Here is a 19,413-nt window from a genome sequence, read left to right as displayed (position 1 = left end):
CTTAATCAACAGAAACAATGTTTACTGACGACAACCTGAGGTATCAAAGTCCACTACAATCGCGGCATTTTCAAACTCACCAGAGACTTTAACGTACCCCCAGTAATTGCGCTGATTGGACAAGGTAATACACTCGGCATTACCCGCATTGTCTGACCACGCATGGTGATTTGAACCGTTTGGCCAACCATCATTGCTGTACTCAATTTTCAGGTCGCCTACCCCATTTGCCGTGGTGATTGCCATACTGGTGTGCTCATTGACCGCTGGGATACTCAACCAAATGGTTTGTTGCGTCGCCAAACACGCCGCTTGTCCCGCAGTTAAACGTCCACCACTAATTTTACTTTGCACTGCACAATCTTGTGGTAGCGCATCAGAACCGCCCTGCGCCGTAATAGTAAGACTGTGTGTCGTGCTTGCGGTTAGCCCATCATTATCAGTCACGGTTAAGCTGATCGTGTACTGCCCTTCACTGCCATATTGGTGCGACGGCTGGGTTTGTGTGCTGGTCGTGCCATCACCGAAATCCCACAAGACGCTGACGATCTTCCCGTTTGCATCCGTGCTGTTTTCACTGCTAAATGTAATGCTTTCACCGACTTTACCCTCACTGTTTGCGGTTATGACTGCATTAGGAGCATCACCAGAAACAAGAGCTTGTTGCCACTGTTCAAACTCGCTCTGGTATAAGATTGCCCACTGATTAATGGTTGCTTTGTAATTTGCCCAGTTACCCTGACGAGTTTCTATCAGCATTTGATTTACGTCCTCTTTATGTCGCTCAAACATGAATCGAACCGCCAAGTAACCCCAGCGATAAATTCTATCGACATCAAAGCCATCATAACTGGTCTCAAAGATCTCGCTGAGCGTAAACGTTGACCCATCTTTGATGGTGTCTATCGCAGCTTGGTTATCGTTCTCCTTCGACACATATTCGGCGATGCCCTCACTCCACCACACGATTCTTTCAGTTGGATGACCGAAGCCACCATAAAGGTCAAATCGTCCATCAAGGTAATGAACATACTCGTGCTCTAGGTTCCACACAAAGTGATCTGGGTTGGCGTAAGGCGCTTCATAAGCAACAAAATTAGGGATGTTCCCCGGCGTTGCTGGATCGCCCTCAAGGTACATTCCCCCATTGTTGGTACTGATGTTAAAAATCGGTCCAGCGTATTTGCCGTAATCATCGCTTGAATCAAAGATATTGACCTGCAACTGCGTGTTGTAGTCATCCGCAACAGGCTGTCTTCCTGTCTCAAGTGAAGTGTGGAAATACCCCTCTTCGTACCCCATCTTCGAACAAGCCGCGACGTGCTGATCTTGCGTCATGTTCTGCGACAAAATATGAATGGTAGGACTACATGTGTACGATTGAGAAAGCACTAAACCTTTCAACTGGAACTCAAAGTTACAAATTCCATAGTCACTACAATCCGCGTAATAAGAGACCGTATCGGCAGCGCCAAGCCAAATGGCATCGCCTCTACCGTACATCTCGTATTGAGCAAAGATCTCGGTCAGTTTGCTTTTCACTGTACTGGAAGCACTACCGGAATATTTGGTTAATCGTCCTAACTCACGACCAGCATTCGCTGCCATAAACTCATCACTAGCACCGATAGCTGACGAGCGTAGCGCAAAGTCCCCTAGTGCTTTAGCAAGCTCAGTCTGATTACCAATGGCTTGCACAAATTGCTCATTCCACTGACCACCAAACAAAATGGTAAATACGCCATTCACTGCATTCCGCATGTACCAGTTCTGAGCGTATCGACTGTCCCAGCGAGTGAGCCACTGCGTAACCTGTGGTAGGTAGGCATGCTGGAGCCCTGCACTGTCCATAGTGATAATCACTTCACTGAGCACCTTGCCATGGGGGTCACTGTTCTCATAGAAGTTCGCATTGTTAACGAAGGCATCGACGGCTTCTTTTACTGCAGGTGTCACCCAAGAAAGAAACGAGACCTTGCTGTTGTAAAACTCAGCGTAATAACCCGCTCGTAAATACAGGAACAAAGCTTCAAGCTCACCGCTGCCGCCCCCAGCGTAGGCTTTCGCTAAATTGGTCGTGTGCTTTGCAATGTTGTACATGTGCCCAGATTCGAACGCCGCTTCTTGTATTCGACTCTCGGCTGAGAAAAGCGCATTAACACAACTTGCTCCTTGGGTTTTGATTGCGTTGAGCACATCATTGCTACTGTTCGAAGTGAAAGCTTCTACATCACACACGTTTGCTGCCTGCTCCGCAGACCGAGTAGAAAGGGTACGAAGGGTCGGTTTCGGTTGCTGGGGAAGCAGCTTAGTTGGTGCATAATCTGGCAACGCTCTATCATTACCGTTTTGATGAGCGTGATGTTGATATATTTCTGTGACTTGCTGCGATGGCTCACTTAAAGCAAGCGCATTCGTACTAGCAAAGAAGGTCGCTATTGCGACGGTGAGATTTTTTAGTTCCATCTTTATTCTTCTATATGATGAGTTCCTTAAATGCCGTTACCACTTAGGCATCACCATTTACTCTTCTCACGACAAAGAGCACTCTCATATAAAGCGCCTTGAGCTTTAAAAGAAACATTTCATTAACATTCAAGAGCTTTGGTCTCAGTTTCTAGTACTCAATCTGCCAGAAGACGAACTTTATAAAATTCACTTGCTTGATAAGGATTTCTCACCTATTGCGCTTTTTCACCAGGATCACTTAACGACGTGACTTACCATAAATGGTTTCACTTTCGTTGAGCTTTCTGGCTGCCTTTCTTTCCTCTCAGAAATGCACTTGTCAATAAATCGCCGAAATAATGAGCAACAACATGCGCTTGTGTAATTTTAAGGTGAATTTTCAAGCCATAACGCTCCGTTCTCATTACCTAAACACAAAGTTGTGGTATTCATTCTGCGATTATTTGATCGACTTAAATTAGGATTATCAATATGACTTTGGTTAAGAGATTTATGTTAGGAACATTGCTGTTTTTACCGTCGCTTAGCTATGGCGGTGATTTTGTTTACGTTTGCTCTCTAAAACCTTTTATGGATACATTTTCTCAAGCAGGTCGAACTGAAGCAGAGGCAAGACAAAACGTACGAAGCAGTTGTGAAAAGCAATATGGGGAAGGCAGTATCTTTTGTAAAACGTCTGATGCGAAATGCGAAGGCTCCTCTCTTCGTGGCAGTAGTGATAGTGATGTGAATGATAATGCGTCAGCCGTGATTTATCAGTATCGACACCAAACAGGTCCATCACTGATGCTTAGCCATGACATTTCCGACCTCAGTATGTACAAATTCGATGACAAAATGAGCTCGTTTTCTATCCCTCGCGGATGGCGTGTCCGTTTTTATGTCGATAAAAACTTCCGAGGTGATTACTACACCCGCGATCATGGCTCATACAATGCCGATGGCTTTGAAGGTAAGATCAGTTCAATCAAGATCATTTCTCGTTAAGCTTCCACGTTTGTGCTTTGCTTAAAACAGCCCCTCGGTAAATCGAGGGGTTGTATTATCAAAAAGCGTCGAACTTAATTTGGAAGAAAATCAATAAAGACATCATGACCATTATCAATGGCTCGGTTTTTATACAACCAATTGTTCTGCTTGATGATTCGTTCAGTCAATTCAAGCCCTAAGCCAAAACCGAGATTGTTCTCTTCTGCATCTTGAGTTGCACTTTGATTGAATATCACCACCGAGCTGCCCTCTTGCTTTACTTGCACAAAACCATCTGCCGTGTGTTGGAAAGCGTTGCGAACCAGATTGGTGCAAACCATTCGCGCTAATGGTTCGACCAATAACACTTGTTGTCGATCAGTAATAATATCGACGGTTACTTGCTTGCCTTGCAGCAAATAGGACAATTCATCAATGATTTGGGCTAATAAATCTCCCAACACCACTTCTTTGGCAGGGATTTGAGGCGCGTTACCTCGGTTGAGCCACAGTATTGCTTCTGTTAAGTCGGTCATCGTCGCATTTGCACGCGATATCCGTCTGAGCACCTCCTGTTGTTTTTCCACCTCAACTTGCTTTTCACACATCTTCTTTAGCAGTTCGGTATTGGTTTTGGTGACCGCAATAGGTGTTCTTAGCTCATGACTCGCGTAGGCAAGAAATTTTTTCTCACGCTCAACACTTTGCTGCACTGACTCCATGCTTGATTTAACGATATTCGCCAGCACGTTGAGCTCGCTGTAGTGAAAATCTGGAATAGGCTGACTAAGTTGATCCGTCGTCATGTTCTTTGCCCAATTCTTTAACTGTTCAACAGGTGTTGTGACCTTGCGAAAGATGATGATCAAAACCAAATAGAACAGCAATATCGCCACCAACGCGGTAGAAAAAATAATGAAGAAGTGAGGAAACTCATCATCAACGGGGAACTGCTCTGAGCTGTCGTAGAAAGACACTGAGACATATTTCAGCATGCCATTATGCTGCACTTTCATCGCAAACAATGCCATTTTGGGTGGCGAGAAGATCGAACCATCAACAAAATAGTTGGTAAGTTTATTCGTTTCCAAGCTATCACGAGGAATATTCTCACGCACATCTTGGGGCAGATCGCGCCAACGTGAAGCAATGGTAAAGTCGCTGATTTTTACTGGTTCTCCAGGTTGGGTCTCTATAGAGATCGCGTGAGAGAACATCAAGTCTCTTAGTGCGATGTCCATGCCGGAGAAAAAGTAGTGCATAGTTAAAACGGACAACACCACGATTGTCGTAACGCCTGTGAGTAATACCGCAAAAAAACTGTATAAACGGATACTGGGTCTGATCTTCACGACACATCTCCTTCTGAGATAACAAAGCCTTGCTTCACCACGGTCTTGATGAGCTTTTTCTGGTGCCCTTGGTCGACGCGCTGACGCAGGTTAAACATGTGAACTTTAAGGCTGTTGCTGTCGGGCTGTTCTTCACCCCAAATTTTGTACATCAACTGCTCACGAGTGACAGGATTTGGGCTCTCACGCATCAGCACTTCTAATATCTTAAAAGAAATCGGAGACAGTAAAACGGACTGCCCTGCTCGATTCACAGTCTTCTTTTGTACATCGATGGTCAGATCGGCAATGGTTAACTTGGTGTTTTGCGCGCTACGTCGTTTAGATAAGGCAATAGTTCGGGCAATCAACTCTTCCATCGCAAAAGGTTTGATAAGGTAGTCATCTGCCCCGCGCGAAAATCCCGCAAGTTTGTCGCTCAGCGAATCTAATGCTGTGAGCATGATGATTGGCGTTTCCACCCCTTGTTCTCGCAGTTTTTCACATACATCTAAGCCGTTCATTCTTGGCAAATTGATATCCAAAATGATCACGTCATAGTCGGTTTTTTCAATCATCTGCAAGCATGCCACGCCGTTCGCCACATGGTCGCAATGGATGTCTTCCAAGGCGAGATAGTCAATCACAGCGCTCGCAAGGTCGTGATCATCCTCTACGATGAGAAGCTGTAAGTGATTGGATGACATGAAATCCCCTTAAATGTTGTTTAGTTGGTCGAATGAACGCTTTGGACTGTGTTTTACCATATCGCAAAAGCGTCCCTAATTTTACTTAACCAACTTTTGGTATTTTGATAAAACTCGACCGCATAAGTGGTCTCTTCACGATGCAAAGAAGGCATCTCGATTTGTGTTTGCTGTTTAAGGCTCTCTTCAACAATGAGCTTGTCTGGAGGCAAACACTCGACAGAAGCGATGAAACGGTAACCGCACTTAGGCACAGTAAGAATATACTCAGACTTTTGACGATTGTCGCACAAGGTCCTTCTTAGCGTTGCAATGGCTTGGGTCAAACTCGCTTCAGTGACTTTAACGTCATTATCCGTCCAAATTCTATCAAACAGAATTTGCCTCGATAGAGTTTGGTTTGGGTGTTCAATCATCATACTAAGTAACTGATTGCTGTTTTTGCCAAGCACTTTTGTCTCTTCTTCTTGCTCGGTATCCACAATGGTGCCATCAAGAAAAGAGTAAACAAATCGACTACCGATAAGAACCGTCACGCTACCACTCTCCATGCTCGTTATTATTTTCGCTTTTTTCGAGAGTGGATACTAAAAAGGGTCAGGTTAAGGTTGGGTTAAGACGACCCTAACTGAACGCAAAAAGGGGCGAATTCACTCGCCCCTATTATTTTTGAATCGCCTAGCGTAGTAATGCATTGTTAGACACGAGCTTGCTTTGGCATCGCTCCTACTTGGCTAACCATTGACGCGACTTAACGCTTAGTTTTGGTTAGCTTGTTCACAAACACAAAGAAGGTCGGCACAAACAACAAGGCTAATAACGTCCCTGATACCATGCCACCAAATACGCCTGTACCGAGTGAGTTCTGTATCTCTGAGCTTGCCCCACTTGCGAACATCAGTGGCACAATACCAAAGGTAAATGCCAGAGAGGTCATCAAGATTGGTCGTAATCTCAATTTCGCCGCTTGAATTGCTGCTTCAGCAACCGATAATCCTAGCTTGCGTTGTTGGTTGGCAAACTCAACAATCAATATCGCGTTTTTAGCCGATAAACCGATCAGAGCGATTAACCCCACTTTAAAGAACATATCATTTTGCAGCCCGCTTAATGATACCGCCCACGCAGAACCCAATAGCCCAAGCGGTGCGACCAAGACAACTGCAATTGGTATGGTCCAGCTCTCATATAACGCGGCAAGCACTAAAAACACCACCAGCAGAGAGAACAGCAACAAGATCTCCACTTCAGATTCTGCCTGGCGTTCTTGTTTGGATAAGTTGGTCCATTCAATACTCACGCTGTCATCGACTTGGCTAGCGACTTCTAACACTGCGTTCATTACCTGTCCGGAGCTGTAGCCCTGAGCCGCCATCGCAGAAGTGTCCGCCGCTTGCATACCATTATATCGCGTCAGCTGTTGCGGCATGGACTGCCAATCGGCTTTGATCAGCTCGGATAAGTAGACCAATTTTCCACTGCTGTTTTTCACCGCAATGCCCAAAACATCTTCGATGTTCATGCGGTATTTCTGGTCCGCCTGCACAATCACCTTCTGCATCCGCCCATGGTTTGGAAAATCATTGACGTAGTTTGACCCCATAGCGGTGCTCAGAGTTTCGCTAATGTCAGAGAACGAAACACCCAACGTCATTGCCTTTTCACGGTCAATATCTAACGCCAGCCCTACCGTATAAGGAGTCGCGTTATAAAACAGCCCTGTCACTTCTGGTCGAGCCGTCAATGCTTGGTTGAACTTCTGTTTCAGTTGTTCAAAATCGGCTGCACTTCTATTTGCTCGGTCTTGCAGTTGAAAGCTAACACCATTAGTTGCGCCCAACCCTTGGATTGCAGGAGGTAAAGCCGCAAACACCGCACCATCATTAGAGTGCTCACTCATGTACGCGTTAAATGCATTGGCAATGTCCGCACTCGAACGCTCACGCTTATCCCACTCGACTAAGTCTGTAATCATGAGTGCAGAGCCGGAGCCGGAACCCGCAAAACTAAAGCCTAAGACTACGTTGGAAGCGCGCACCTCTGGCTGAGCTAATAGGAACTTTTCAGCAATCGAAACCACTTCTAAGGTTCTTTCTCGGCTCGCATCGGCTGGCAGTTGGATCGACGAAAAGAAGTAACCTTGATCTTCTTCTGGGAAGAAAGTGCTGTTGAGTTGCTGGAACATGTACACCGCACCCACCGATAACACGAGGTAAATCCCCATCATGCGCATCGTTTTATTGGTTGTCTTCGCCACCAACGAGCCATAACGCTGGGTGGAGGATTCAATCGCGCGGTTAAACCAACCCAATAAACCCGTACGCTTGTGCGCATCTTCCTTAATGGGTTTTAACATGGTCGCACACAGCGCTGGCGTCAGGGTTAGCGCCAAAAATGCAGAGAACAAAATCGCAACAGCGATCGACAGCGCAAACTGCTGATAGATTTGCCCAGACGTCCCCGAAGCGAAAGAGATTGGCACAAACACCGCCACCATGACCGCCGTTACCCCAATTACGGCACCGGAGATTTCTTTCATCGCTTTTTTAGTCGCTTCTAAAGGTGATAGTCCTTCTTTTGCCATCAAGCGTTCGACGTTTTCCACCACAATGATCGCATCATCCACAATGATACCGATCGATAGAACAATCCCGAACATAGTGAAAACATTAATCGAAAAGCCCATCAACTTCATGATCACGAACGCACCGCACAAGGCTATCGGTGCGACAATGGCGGGGATAAAGGTGTAAGTAAATCGCTGCAAAAATAGGTACATCACGATAAACACCAAGATCATCGCTTCAACCAACGTCTTAACCACTTTCTGAATGGAGATTTTCGCAAATGGTGCTGCGTCACCCGACGCCATGTAGTCGATATCTTCAGGAAAGGTTTTCTTGAGCTCCTTCATCCGCGCATGAATGCGGTTCGACGTCGCCACCGCATTCGCGCCTGACATCATCTTAATCCCGATACTTGCCGACGATTTGCTATTGATGCGACTGCCAAAGTTATAGCTTTCTTGCCCCAATTCAACGCGCGCCACATCTTTAAGTCGCAGTTGTTTACCATCGGTCGAAGAGCGCAAAATGATGTTCTCAAACTCTTTGACGTTTTTGAGCTGTCCAGACGCGGTCAACGGCGTTACGGTTTTCTGCCCTACTTTTGCAGGCTCTTGCCCTACTTGCCCCGAAGCGATTTGTACGTTTTGCGCGCTGATGGCGCCCGTCACGTCAGACATGGTAAGGTCATAAGAAACTAGCTTTTGTGGATCGACCCATATACGCATCGCGTGCTCGGCGGAGTAAACCGTCACTTTACCAACCCCAGGTATACGCTTGATTTCATCGGTCACATTACGCGCTAAAAAGTCACTCAATGCCCCTTCTGTCATCTTGCCTGATTTGGAGTACACGCTTAAATACATCAGATCGGAGCTTGAACTCGACTCAACATTCAAACCACTTTGTCTTACGTCTTGAGGTAAACGAGGCTCAACGGTTTTTATTTTGTTCTGCACCGCAATTTGTGCCAGTTCAGGGTCAGTCCCGTAGGCAAACTTCACGCTGATCTGCCCATTACCAGTCGAATCTGAGCTGGATGTAAACGACTCAATGCCATCAGTACCAAACAACTCACGTTCGATGATCGAAATAACGGTGTCATTGATGGTTTCCGGCGAGGCTCCTTGGTAGCTAAAAAAGACGTCAACCTGAGGCTGACTCACCGACGGAAATCGCTCCACTGCGAGCTGAGTAATCGATACTAAACCCAAAAGCGTAATAAGGATGCCGATCACCCACGCAAAGATGGGGCGGCGAATAAAAAAGTGCGACATAGTGATTACCCATTCAACTGCTTAGTATTGTCGTGCCATTCCATTGTTTCGATACTGGTACCGGGAAAAGCGTTCTCACCACCAACGACCACCACTTGTTCTCCTTCATTGACACCACTGGTCACTAAGGTCATACCGCCAGTATTACCATCGGTCGTTACAAGCCGTTCTTCCAATTGACCATTTTTCACCACCAACAAGTAAGCCTCGCCCGTCGATTTGTGTTTCACGGCTAAATTGGGAATAGCAAAAGCCTCAACTTTGCCAACGGGGATCTGTGCTCGTACAAATTGCCCAACCAACAATCCTCGTGATGTGTTATCTACGACGGCACGCAAGGTCACGTTGCTGGTTTCTTCATCCACATACACAGCGGAATAGACCACCTTACCGGAGAGGATCTGACCGCTGGGCGATATCACTTTTAAGCTGCGATCGGATTGATGGATGTCATCGGTTAAGCGAGAAGCCATAGACGCCGGCACTTGAACATCGAGATACACTTGATCAACCTTACGAATCACCGCTAGCGGCGACGAGTCACTCGGCTTGACCAACGCACCTTCAGTGATCAGCTCTTCACCTATCACACCGTCAATTGGAGCGGTTACGACGGTACGCTCTAAATCGAGTTTGGCTTTATTAAGCTGCGCTTTGCGGCTCATCCATTGCCCTTTCGCTGTACCAACACTAAAACGCGCATCATCTAAGTTCTGCTGACTTGCAAAATCAGTCTCACTGAGCTTTTTCAATCGCTCATATTGCGCCTGTGCTTTTTTATAAGCGTTTTCAGCTTCAACCACGTTAGCACGCTGGGTTTCGACTTCAATTTGGTAGGAGTCAGCATCGATTTGATATAAGGGTGTGCCTTTCTTCACAAAGTCCCCTTGGGTGAATAACCTTGCTTCGATGATCCCCTCGACTTGAGGGCGTATTTGCGCAATTTTGATGGGATTTACGCGCCCTTGCACTTGCTCATACAACGCCGTAGTCGTGGATTTGGCAACAACAGTAGAGAGTTTTACAACCTGAGCAAATGCTGCCGGACCTTCTTGACTGGCTTCTTCAGAAGCGGAAGATGGATTGCACCCTGTAGTTATAAGAGCGGCGGCAATCATCACCGCAACCAAAGACTTTCTGTACATGTTTCTTTCTCACAATCAGATGACACGTTTTCGTCACTTAACTTGAATTCGCTCCCAAGGATGGAGCAGTGTGAGAACGGAAACTAGCAGCGGCTTGGTTAAGACAGGGTTAAGAGACCAAGCAATATCAGGCAATAACGTAAAGAGGGCGACATGCGTGTGACTTTTCGAATACCTTAAACGCAGTTACACTACGCACTCTTTTCTTTTTCCGATTCATTCCCATGACTGACGCTGATATCGAGCTGCAACACCTTTGGTTAGAAGTCCAAGCTGAGCGCTGGCAGAACCTGTCACGCTTTTTGTTTAGCTATTACTGCTACAAACACAACCTCGTGAGTAAAACCAATAAAGTGTGTTGGGAAACTGCCCGTGCATCACTACCTTGTTCTAAAACGATTACCGAGCGCAAACATGCGGTTATCGAACCATTGATACCGGAAGATACGGTCCTTGGACTATTAAAAACCATCAGTAAAGATGGCGACATGAGCTTTGAAATAATGGCGAGCACACTCGACACATTTTTGCGCTATGTTGTGATCAGCAAACAAGAAAAAGCCCAGCTTAAACCCAACATGCCGGCAAGTTGGTATCAGCTAGAGAACAAGCCATTAATGGCTCGTTTTGAACTCGCGGGTATTGTCATTTAAGGTACGTCGATGCAATTACAAACCCTAGGTAAAGGACGCTTTGAGGCGCAATGGAGTGACGATAAACATCTCATCGAAAAAACGATCCGAGATTGCATCTGTACGCGCCGAATTTTTGATGAAAACGAAAAGCTCCTCACCCAAGGTGAGCATGTCGAAAACTTATATCTGGTCGATTCAGGACGCATCTCTATGGGCGTTACAGCAAGAAACGGCAAAACCTTTCTGCTTGGTACGCTTGAGTGTGAACAACAAGTCTTTGGTGAGATGGAGTTCTTTACTGGCTACCGCTGCCAAATGGACATCGTTCCGGTAGAACCGGTTGAAGTTGCGATTATTGACGCGCAAAAGCTGCAAAAATGCTTGTTAGAACAGCCTCGACTGTCGCTTTACTTTGCCAGCGCCATCGCGATTGATTACCAAGATACGGTGGAGATTCTTTCTCGCCGATTACTCTACCCAATCACCTATAACGTAGCGTACGACATTTATCATCAGTATCTAAATGACCTGCCAGTGGATGGGTTCCAAAAGAACTATTTGGAAGCGGAGCGATTTGCCACCTCAGATCGTGTGTATCGTCGCGCGGTGAAAGAACTAGAGAACAAAGGCTTTATCGCTAAAGAAAAGAAAGGATTACGTATTCTCAACTTAGAAGGACTGCGTAATTTTGTTGAAGAATAGCTAAGTTCTTCAATCGTAAATGAGAAAAGGTCTGCATGGTGCAGACCTTTTTGTTCTCTTACTTAATTTCATTTAAGCGGTTTGCGTTTGCTCTACTGTCTTAAATTTCATTGAAACCACCAGCATTGCGACGACCACTGCGTAGATAACAGGAATAGCGTACATCACGGTTTGCAGACCAACCACGCTTTCCATTACCGAACTGATAGCTGGGCTGAACATCGCGCCCGCACTGCCACTGATTAAGATGTAAGACACGTTCTTACTGGTTGCATTGCGCACAAACGATACACCATAAGCGATGAAAGCATTGTAAAGCGCTGCACAAGCAAAGCCGTAACCGTAAGTCAGGTATGACAGCCATTCTAGTTTATCCGTGGTGACGATAACGCTAGTGATCACCATAGCAACAGAGATGATAGTCAGTAGGAATGTCTGAATCTTCATGCGCGAAACAATCACGGTAGAAACCAATGCACCAACCAGAGCGGCAGACCAGTATTGAGTGATGATGTTGCCTGCTTGCTCAAATGGGATATCAAACTTCTCTTTCACGAACATTGGCGCCCAAGTTAGGAAGGTGTACAGCGCAAGCATACCTAGGAACAAACCTACGCCACCGCTAATGATGCCGAAGTTCCATTCAGATTTTGCTTCTTGCTCAGAGCCGCTTTCACCGCCACATTGTTTAAAGTTAGTCAGCAAAGCAACAAACATGGTTGCCAACGCCACAACGCCCACGCTTAGGTAACTGATGCTCCAGTTCATTGCGTTCGTCAGCGCGTAAGTAGTGATCAATGGGAAGATGACGCCTGCAATGTTAAAGGTCGCGTCTTGTACCACCAGCATGGTGCTTTGAATTTTGTCTTTCCATACCGATACCACGATAGTACCCGCGATACAAAGACCGACACCGCCACAGAAACCAATCACAGTCATGCCAAGCATCACGATAAACAGAGATGGCGCGACATATAGACTCAGTGCTGCCGCGGCAATCGCGCCGTAACACAATACGGTCATGCGTTTGATGCCGACTTTTTCAATCAAAAAGAAAGCCGCGATAGTACCGGCAAGTGCGCCGCCGTTTAATAGCGAGAAAATCGATGCGACTTCGTTAACGTTCGCATCAAAGGTGTTGGCAAGCGGTTCAACCAACATACCAAATTGGGTCGCAAAACCCGCCATGATGAAGTTGGCGAGAAAGCTAATTGCGGTGAGTGTTATTTTATTTTTCATAATTCACTCCAAGGGCTCATGAGATAGATGTTCTTAGTATTAGAGAGAGCCAGCGAGCCAGCTCTCAAAGAAAACTTAATTGTAGGGTTAAGCTTTAATCGCAGTTTCTAGCGCAATTTCAATCATGTTGTTGAAAGAAAGCTGACGCTCTTCTGCTGTGGTTTCTTCGCCAGTAATGCAGTGATCAGACACGGTCAAAATCGCCAGCGATTCAATGCCGAATTGGTGCGCCAAGCCATACAAGCCCGCTACTTCCATATCCACACCAAGCACCCCAAAGCGCTCTAGGGCTGGAATCATGTCTTCATCCGGATCGTAGTAAAGATCGCCTGTGAAGATGTTACCCACTTTGACATCAATGCCCTTCTCTTTCGCTGACATGTAAGCGTTATGCAGAAGTTCAAACGTTGCAGACGTTGCCATATGGTAGCCACTGCTGCGCTTAGCATTCGTCGGTGAATCTGTGCCTGCCGCTTGGGCTAGGATAACGTCACGCATGTGAACGTCTTTTTGCGTCGCGCCGATGCTACCGATTCGGATGATGCGTTTCACACCAAAGTCATTAATCAGCTCGTGACCATAAAGCACCATTGATGGAATGCCCATGCCGTGCCCCATCACTGAAATGCGCTGACCTTTGTAATAACCGGTGTAGCCCAGCATGTTACGAATGTCCGTAACCAGTTTGGCATCATCTAGGTAGGTTTCAGCGATGTATTTCGCGCGTAGCGGATCGCCCGGCATGATAACAGTTGAAGCAAAATCTTCTGCAGAACCTGCGATATGAGCAGTCATAATGTTTTCCTCGTTCGTTCTGATGGCGCAATCATAATGAGGAAGCAGGATAAAGTTTCAGGACAAAAGTCCGGTTTGAAAGTACGAGCTCTCATAACTGAGCAAAGCGTCAGTATTCAACGAAAAAAGCGCCCACAAGGAGGCGCATTCGGTCAAAAAGTGAGTAATTCTTTGCAGAGAAAGCTCAGGGTAACCGCAAAATGGCTTGTTGCTTTAACCAGATTTATTCTTGAATGCCGCGGATACGCACGTTTCGTCTGCGCAGTATTTCTAGCGTGACGAGCAGACACACCGACATAAAAATCAACAGTGTCGCGACAGCAAGTATAGTCGGACTGATTTGCTCGCGAATACCCGACCACATTTGCCTTGGTACGGTTTTTTGCTCCGCTCCCGTTAAGAACAACGCGACCACCACTTCATCAAACGAAGTACCAAAAGCAAACAAGCCGCCGGAGATCATACCCGGACGAATTAGAGGAAACGTCACATGTCTGAAGGTATACACCGGATTCGCTCCAAGGCTGGCAGCGGCTTTAACTAAGCTGTGGTCAAAACCACTCAGTGTTGCCGTTACCGTGATCACCACAAACGGTGTACCAAGTGCAGCGTGAGCCAAAATGATGCCGATGTAGGTTTGGGACAGTCCTAAGCGCGTATAGAAGAAATACATAGCTGCCGCCGAAATGATCACCGGAACAATCATTGGCGAGATCAGTAGCGCCATAATGGCATTGCGAAACGGCAAATTACTGCTGGCTAACCCTAGTGCCGCTAATGTGCCAAGCGCTGTGGCAATCAAAGTCGCCATCAAAGCAATGAAGGTGCTGTTCTTGAGCGCTAACAACCACTGCTCGTTAGTGAACATCTCGTGGTACCAACGCACTGAATATGCCTCGGGATCGAGATTCAGCATGCCCTCTGTAAAGGTAAAATAAGGTGTGGCATTAAACGATAGAGGAATGATGGTTAAAATCGGTGCAATAAGGAAAAACAGCACCAAGCCGCAAAAGACCAAATACCCAGCGTAGGCAACTCTCTCGCCTTTGGATGCATAATTCGGCAAACCCATGATTACCCTCCTACCTTGATATTATTAATGCCCACGACGCGGTTGAACACATAAAACAGCGCTAACACCACAAACAACAATAGACCGCCTAAAGCCCCTGCCATGCCCCAGTTCAACGAGGTTTGCATGTGATAAGCAATCATGTTGGAAATCATCTGTCCGCTTCGTCCGCCAACCAATGCCGGTGTGATGTAAAAACCAATGGAAAGAATGAAGGTCAACAACGCACCTGCGCCAATACCGGGTAGCGTCAGCGGCATATAAACTTTGGTGAACGCCACCAAAGGCGTGGCACCAAGTGAACGAGCCGCACGAAAGTAAGTCGGACTAATGCCCTTCATCACGCTGTAGAGCGGTAAAATCATAAACGGCAAAAGGATGTGAACCATCGATACCACGGTGCCAAACGTATTGTGGATCATTTGAATCCGTTCCGACGTTAAGCCAGACCAAATCAGTAAGTCATTAATCACACCTTGGTTTTGCAACAACACAATCCAAGACGTGGTCCGGACAAGTAGCGAAGTCCAAAATGGTAGAAGAACAACGATCAGTAATAGGTTTGCGCGCTTGTCTGGTAAATTTGCTAACAAGTACGCTACTGGGTATGCCATCACCAAACAAATGAGCGTGATTAAGACCGACATCCAAAAGGTTTTAAAGAAAAGGTCGACGTAGATCTGGCGTTTTTCTGGTTGCGCTTCAATTTCACCAAACTCATTCACTTGCATGTCTAATGCCGCTAAATAGTGGCTCAATGTAATGGCACCACTGAGGTTCTTAAACGCCGCCCAATACTTAGTTTCTGCCCAGCGCTTATCTAGCTTAGATAACTCTGTCATCGATGCTGGCAATGACTCAAGACGAGATAACTTTCTCCCGGTTTTCATCATTAAGCTGCGCATTCCGGAAACTTCAATATTCATGCGATTAGCGATTTTTGGCAGCGTTTTGCTTTGATACAAAGCCAATAGCTCATGAGAAAACGCAGTGATTACTTCTGGGTGCGGCTGACCGCGATAGTCCCAACTTTCTAGCGCTTGAATAGTGTCTGGTAATGCTTGTGGTATGGCTCGATTGTCGACACTGCGATACAGCATTTCTAAGATGGGAAATGCAAAGGTGAGCAAAATGAAACACACCAAGGGCACAGTAAGCATGATCGAGCGAATGGTTTTTCTACGTTCTGCTTTTTGCAGCTGAGCTTTGAGATCGTGTTCTTGCTCATGAACTTGGCGCTCGATTTCCAATACCGAGTCCAACGAGGTTAGCTCTCGACTCATGCTGCCTCCTCATTGCATTCCGTTTGCGGTTGAAATTGAGGTTGTGAGCAATCAAGGGCGTGGCAATCTTCACTTTGCCAGCCGATGCAGCATTGTGCGCCGGGAGTAAGTGAGAGATGGGTGCGATTGTCATTTGGTACTTTGACGACGAGTTTGCCGACTGTCTCGACGTCAACCACTAAACGATAATGATCACCATGGTAAATCAGCTCACGCAGGATACCGGAAACTTGGTTATCACACAGGTCGCCATCAGACTGAAGGATAATTTTTTCAGGTCGAATCGAAAGCGTGGTACGCTGCCCTCGCCCTGTAACTCTTACTGGTTTCGCATTGAATGCCGCTTTCCCGACCTGCACTTGGCAGCTAGCAGCACCTAACGTGTTTACAATACCGGTAAGTTGATTGTTCTCGCCAATAAACTGCGCCACAAACGCATTGCTTGGCGATTCGTACAACTCAGTTGGCGGCGCCAATTGTTGCACTTCGCCATGGTTAAATACCGCAATCCGATCAGACATCGTCAGCGCTTCATCTTGATCGTGCGTTACGTACAAGATGGTGATGCCGAGCTTTTCGTGAAGATGCTTTATTTCCATCTGCATTTGCTCGCGAAGCTGCTTATCCAACGCACCTAACGGCTCATCCATCAACACAAGTTTTGGCTCGAACACCAACGCTCTTGCGAGTGCAACGCGCTGTTGCTGACCGCCAGATAACTGCTTGGGATAACGACTGGCAACGTGCCCTAGCTCCACCATGTCTAATGCGCTTTGCACTTTACTCTCGATGGTTTCACTGTCGAGCTTGCGTACCTTTAACGGAAAGGCAAGGTTTTCTGCAATGGTCATATGAGGAAAAAGCGCATAGTTTTGAAATACCATGCCGATGTCTCGCTTGTGCGGAGCAAGGTTATTCACCGGTACGCCATCAATATAAATTTCGCCGCCAGTGGCAGTTTCAAACCCGGCAAGCATCATTAAGCACGTGGTTTTGCCCGAACCGGAAGGTCCAAGCATGGTGACAAACTCACCGGGGGCAATATCTAAGTTAAAATCTTTTACAACCAAGTTGGTGCCATCGTAGGTTTTCTTAACGTGTTGAAAGCTGACATAGTCCTTGTTCGCCGAATTCATGGCTTCCCTCCTCTCACTTTTTTGAACATCAAGAATAAGCAGAGCGTCAGTTAACGCCCTGCTAAGCAGCTTGGTTATAGATTGTATTTAGTTAGATCTAGACGAGTAGCAAGCGCATGCTCGACCAATTGAATCACCTGTTCACGCTCTGCGCCTTGCAAGATTTGACGAGGGGCACGAACTTGCTCAGAGCCGCGTCCGCACACTTGCTCTGCCAACTTGATGCACTGAACCAAAGTCGGGATGGTGTCTAAACGCAGCAATGGTAGGAACCAGCGGTAAATCTCCAACGCTTCTGCGTAACGACCTTGACTTGCCAACTTGTAAATCGCTACTGACTCTTCAGGGAATGCATTGGTCAAGCCAGAGATCCAGCCTGTTGCACCAAGCATCAGTGATTCAAGCGCAATGTCATCAACGCCGCTGAACACGGTAAAGCGATCGTCAAATTGGTTGTAGAGTTCTGTAATGCGGCGCGTATCCGTGGTGGACTCTTTCACCGCCACAATGCTTTCAAATTCAGCCAGTTTCGCCATGATGTCGAGATTGACATCCACACCGTAAGAAACTGGGTTGTTGTAAATCATGATTGGCATTTCTGGAGTTGCTTGCGCCAAAGTGCGGTAGTAATCAAAGGTTTCGCTTTCTGACGTGCGGTACACCATTGCAGGCATCACCATACAGCCATCAATACCGATTTTTTGAGCGTCTTGCATATAGTCAATCGCTGCAGTGGTAATGGACTCTGCCGTACCAGCAATCAAAGGTACACGACCATTGACCACTTCTTGTGCTGCCTGCAATACCTGACGTTTTTCTTCTGGATACAAGGCGCAGTTTTCTCCTACTGTACCCAAACAGATGATGCCGTTGACGCCATCCTTAATTTGGTTATCGATAACGGTTTGTGTTGCATCTAAATCAATTGACTGATCGTGACGAAACTGAGTACTGACCGCTGGATAGACACCTTTCCATTCTACTTTCATGGACTTCCTTCCCTATATGTATATTGTATGCAATTTAAAAAGGCGAGCAAAAATGCTCAAACTAGGCTGATGCCGCTTTCTTTCAATACCGCTTTTACGGCGGCTAAATCGGCTAAGGCACTGCCCACCGATTTGTATAAGGTGATCGCCTCATCACTCTGACGCGCTCTCACTTCTTTGGCGCAAAGCTGTGGCAACTCTCCTTTAATCTGCTCGGCGTTAAACACGCCCTCTTGGATTGGGATCAGTAAATCCCCTGCTTCCGCTAACACATTGATACGGCTATCGACATACACCAGTGCGCGCTGCACAATTGTCGAGTCACACTCTCGTTTATCCGAATCATGATTACCCACTAAGTCGATATGTGTGCCGGGTAGAACCTTTGCACCATCAAACAGTGGTGTAGCGGAAGCGGTTATACAACTAATGATATCAATGTGTTCAAGAGTCTCATCGACGCTCTCAACCACCGACACCGCAAACTGACGTTCGATTGGCAAGGATTGATACTCTGGCGAAGAGACAATGCGATCGACGGTAGTCATCGCTTTGTCCAAGCTGCGTCCCCAAACATAAACCTGTTTAAGCGGTCGAACTGCGGCATACGCCCACGCAAAATATGGTGCCAGATTGCCAGTTCCGCATATCAGCAACCGAGAAGCGTTTTCACGCGCTAGGTAATCCGCAGCTAACGCAGACGCCGCCGCTGTACGCCAGAAGGTCAGCACTTTTCCATCGACCAATGCAACGGGTTGACCGTCTTCTCTTTTAAACACCAAGATTTTGGAAGCCAGCGTATCTTTGCCATCTGCTGGGTTTTGCGGAAAATAGGTAAAAGCTTTAACCGCGATTAAGTCTTGGTTCCATGTAGGCAGCAAAGCGAATGCTTCATACTTACCTTCTTCCAAAGGCATCACTCTTCGTTGGGGAATAGCAGCTGGCTGGGCATAAGTTTCTCGCATGGTTTCAATCAATGACTTCATGCTCAAACACTTGGCAACTTGCTGCGCATCGATAACGTTCATGGTTTCTCCAAAGCAAATAAGGGGGAACATCAGAGGCGGAACTTTTGGTCATGAAGCCCGCCTCTTCAGTGG

General features: G+C 46.6%; 16 protein-coding genes. 3 read left to right on the top strand and 13 right to left on the bottom strand.

The features are described from left to right. Nucleotides 1-21 precede the first annotated feature (21 nt). Nucleotides 22-2,466 (bottom strand): collagenase, encoded by a 2,445-nt coding sequence (locus VHA02S_RS10675; protein WP_038897568.1) that lies wholly within the window; start codon nucleotides 2,464-2,466, stop codon nucleotides 22-24. A 495-nt stretch (nucleotides 2,467-2,961) separates the two neighbouring features. Between VHA02S_RS10675 and VHA02S_RS10670 the strand changes: the two genes are divergently transcribed. Further along, entirely contained in the window at nucleotides 2,962-3,456 is a 495-nt protein-coding gene (locus tag VHA02S_RS10670; RefSeq protein ID WP_227740397.1) for a beta/gamma crystallin-related protein, read from the top strand. 74 nt (nucleotides 3,457-3,530) lie between these two features. Here VHA02S_RS10670 and VHA02S_RS10665 read toward each other — a convergent pair whose 3' ends face one another. From VHA02S_RS10665 to VHA02S_RS10645, 5 genes are all read right to left on the bottom strand, one after another. After that, complete coding sequence (locus VHA02S_RS10665) at nucleotides 3,531-4,790, bottom strand: sensor histidine kinase (protein WP_038897569.1); 1,260 nt, start codon at nucleotides 4,788-4,790, stop codon at nucleotides 3,531-3,533. Then, a complete protein-coding gene (locus tag VHA02S_RS10660; protein WP_038897571.1) occupies nucleotides 4,787-5,476 on the bottom strand; it encodes a response regulator transcription factor in 690 nt (229 codons plus the stop codon). Before VHA02S_RS10660 ends, VHA02S_RS10665 begins: the two co-directional genes overlap by 4 nt. A 53-nt stretch (nucleotides 5,477-5,529) precedes the next feature. Beyond that, nucleotides 5,530-6,012 (bottom strand): winged helix-turn-helix domain-containing protein, encoded by a 483-nt coding sequence (locus VHA02S_RS10655; protein ID WP_227740400.1) that lies wholly within the window; start codon nucleotides 6,010-6,012, stop codon nucleotides 5,530-5,532. A gap of 215 nt (nucleotides 6,013-6,227) precedes the next feature. Next, nucleotides 6,228-9,317, bottom strand: a complete 3,090-nt coding sequence (locus VHA02S_RS10650; RefSeq protein WP_009697411.1) for a multidrug efflux RND transporter permease subunit — start codon at nucleotides 9,315-9,317, stop codon at nucleotides 6,228-6,230. A gap of 5 nt (nucleotides 9,318-9,322) precedes the next feature. Beyond that, nucleotides 9,323-10,462: an efflux RND transporter periplasmic adaptor subunit gene (locus VHA02S_RS10645; protein ID WP_038897572.1), complete on the bottom strand. Its 1,140-nt coding sequence runs from the start codon at nucleotides 10,460-10,462 to the stop codon at nucleotides 9,323-9,325. A 224-nt stretch (nucleotides 10,463-10,686) separates the two neighbouring features. On the opposite strand from VHA02S_RS10645, the gene VHA02S_RS10640 reads away from it, so the two are divergent. Together VHA02S_RS10640 and VHA02S_RS10635 are read left to right on the top strand one after the other, a co-directional pair. Beyond that, complete coding sequence (locus VHA02S_RS10640; protein ID WP_038897573.1) at nucleotides 10,687-11,115, top strand: hypothetical protein; 429 nt, start codon at nucleotides 10,687-10,689, stop codon at nucleotides 11,113-11,115. A 9-nt stretch (nucleotides 11,116-11,124) separates the two neighbouring features. Continuing rightward, nucleotides 11,125-11,799 (top strand): Crp/Fnr family transcriptional regulator, encoded by a 675-nt coding sequence (locus VHA02S_RS10635; RefSeq protein ID WP_038897574.1) that lies wholly within the window; start codon nucleotides 11,125-11,127, stop codon nucleotides 11,797-11,799. A 72-nt stretch (nucleotides 11,800-11,871) separates the two neighbouring features. Here VHA02S_RS10635 and tsgA read toward each other — a convergent pair whose 3' ends face one another. The 7 genes from tsgA to lhpI form a co-directional block, all read right to left on the bottom strand. Then, nucleotides 11,872-13,038, bottom strand: a complete 1,167-nt coding sequence (tsgA, locus tag VHA02S_RS10630; protein WP_038897575.1) for an MFS transporter TsgA — start codon at nucleotides 13,036-13,038, stop codon at nucleotides 11,872-11,874. Between the two features lie 87 nt (nucleotides 13,039-13,125). Continuing rightward, nucleotides 13,126-13,836: a purine-nucleoside phosphorylase gene (gene deoD, locus VHA02S_RS10625; RefSeq protein ID WP_370445480.1), complete on the bottom strand. Its 711-nt coding sequence runs from the start codon at nucleotides 13,834-13,836 to the stop codon at nucleotides 13,126-13,128. A 220-nt stretch (nucleotides 13,837-14,056) separates the two neighbouring features. Beyond that, a complete protein-coding gene (locus tag VHA02S_RS10620) occupies nucleotides 14,057-14,905 on the bottom strand; it encodes an ABC transporter permease (RefSeq protein ID WP_017190291.1) in 849 nt (282 codons plus the stop codon). A 2-nt stretch (nucleotides 14,906-14,907) separates the two neighbouring features. Beyond that, complete coding sequence (locus tag VHA02S_RS10615; protein WP_038897576.1) at nucleotides 14,908-16,188, bottom strand: ABC transporter permease; 1,281 nt, start codon at nucleotides 16,186-16,188, stop codon at nucleotides 14,908-14,910. Beyond that, nucleotides 16,185-17,324 (bottom strand): ABC transporter ATP-binding protein, encoded by a 1,140-nt coding sequence (locus tag VHA02S_RS10610; protein ID WP_038897577.1) that lies wholly within the window; start codon nucleotides 17,322-17,324, stop codon nucleotides 16,185-16,187. Before VHA02S_RS10610 ends, VHA02S_RS10615 begins: the two co-directional genes overlap by 4 nt. 74 nt (nucleotides 17,325-17,398) lie before the next feature. Next, nucleotides 17,399-18,313 (bottom strand): dihydrodipicolinate synthase family protein, encoded by a 915-nt coding sequence (locus tag VHA02S_RS10605; protein WP_009705942.1) that lies wholly within the window; start codon nucleotides 18,311-18,313, stop codon nucleotides 17,399-17,401. Between the two features lie 56 nt (nucleotides 18,314-18,369). Further along, nucleotides 18,370-19,341 (bottom strand): bifunctional Delta(1)-pyrroline-2-carboxylate/Delta(1)-piperideine-2-carboxylate reductase, encoded by a 972-nt coding sequence (gene lhpI, locus VHA02S_RS10600; protein ID WP_038897578.1) that lies wholly within the window; start codon nucleotides 19,339-19,341, stop codon nucleotides 18,370-18,372. Nucleotides 19,342-19,413 lie beyond the last annotated feature (72 nt).

Source organism: Vibrio harveyi NBRC 15634 = ATCC 14126 = KCTC 12724 (assembly GCF_001591145.1).
Taxonomy (GTDB): Bacteria; Pseudomonadota; Gammaproteobacteria; order Enterobacterales; family Vibrionaceae; genus Vibrio; species Vibrio harveyi.
This window is presented reverse-complemented; position numbering and strand designations above follow the sequence as displayed.

Bases quoted from the DNA above. Each gene is read 5' to 3' on its own strand.
- VHA02S_RS10675 (WP_038897568.1), bottom strand. From the start codon at position 2,466: ATGGAACTAAAAAATCTCACCGTCGCAATAGCGACCTTCTTTGCTAGT.
- VHA02S_RS10670 (WP_227740397.1), top strand. From the start codon at position 2,962: ATGTTAGGAACATTGCTGTTTTTACCGTCGCTTAGCTATGGCGGTGAT.
- VHA02S_RS10660 (WP_038897571.1), bottom strand. From the start codon at position 5,476: ATGTCATCCAATCACTTACAGCTTCTCATCGTAGAGGATGATCACGAC.
- VHA02S_RS10650 (WP_009697411.1), bottom strand. From the start codon at position 9,317: ATGTCGCACTTTTTTATTCGCCGCCCCATCTTTGCGTGGGTGATCGGC.
- VHA02S_RS10645 (WP_038897572.1), bottom strand. From the start codon at position 10,462: ATGTACAGAAAGTCTTTGGTTGCGGTGATGATTGCCGCCGCTCTTATA.
- VHA02S_RS10640 (WP_038897573.1), top strand. From the start codon at position 10,687: ATGACTGACGCTGATATCGAGCTGCAACACCTTTGGTTAGAAGTCCAA.
- VHA02S_RS10635 (WP_038897574.1), top strand. From the start codon at position 11,125: ATGCAATTACAAACCCTAGGTAAAGGACGCTTTGAGGCGCAATGGAGT.
- tsgA (WP_038897575.1), bottom strand. From the start codon at position 13,038: ATGAAAAATAAAATAACACTCACCGCAATTAGCTTTCTCGCCAACTTC.
- VHA02S_RS10620 (WP_017190291.1), bottom strand. From the start codon at position 14,905: ATGGGTTTGCCGAATTATGCATCCAAAGGCGAGAGAGTTGCCTACGCT.
- VHA02S_RS10615 (WP_038897576.1), bottom strand. From the start codon at position 16,188: ATGAGTCGAGAGCTAACCTCGTTGGACTCGGTATTGGAAATCGAGCGC.
- VHA02S_RS10610 (WP_038897577.1), bottom strand. From the start codon at position 17,324: ATGAATTCGGCGAACAAGGACTATGTCAGCTTTCAACACGTTAAGAAA.
- VHA02S_RS10605 (WP_009705942.1), bottom strand. From the start codon at position 18,313: ATGAAAGTAGAATGGAAAGGTGTCTATCCAGCGGTCAGTACTCAGTTT.
- lhpI (WP_038897578.1), bottom strand. From the start codon at position 19,341: ATGAACGTTATCGATGCGCAGCAAGTTGCCAAGTGTTTGAGCATGAAG.